Here is a 298-nt window from a genome sequence, read left to right as displayed (position 1 = left end):
TGGGGGAGTGGGCGGCGACGGGTCGTGAGTTGCCGTCGGCTTCGGTGGCGGATCTGCTGGCGGAGCGTGCGGTGTCGGTGCCGGACGAGGTGGCGCTGGTGTTCGGTGCGTCCTCGTGGACGTACGCGGAGCTGGATGCGCGGGTGAACCGGCTGGCGCGGTTGTTCGTGGCGCGGGGTGCCGGTCCGGAGCAGGTGGTGGCGCTGGGGCTGCCGCGTTCGCTGGAGATGGTGGCGTCGCTGTTCGCGGTGCTGCGCAGCGGTGCGGCGTACCTGCCGCTGGAGCTGGACTACCCGGT

The 298-nt window shown here is 72.5% G+C and carries 1 protein-coding gene; it reads left to right on the top strand.

Annotation, left to right across the window (positions count from 1 at the left end):
- Window positions 1–298, top strand: a 298-nt coding sequence (locus PUR56_RS01095) for an AMP-binding protein (RefSeq protein ID WP_329947455.1), incomplete at both ends; no start/stop codon positions are given.

The sequence above is a fragment of the Streptomyces sp. BE303 genome, assembly GCF_036290945.1.
Taxonomy (GTDB): domain Bacteria; phylum Actinomycetota; class Actinomycetes; order Streptomycetales; family Streptomycetaceae; genus Kitasatospora.
The sequence above is the reverse complement of the archived record's forward strand: the minus strand, read 5'-3'. Positions and strand labels throughout refer to the sequence as shown.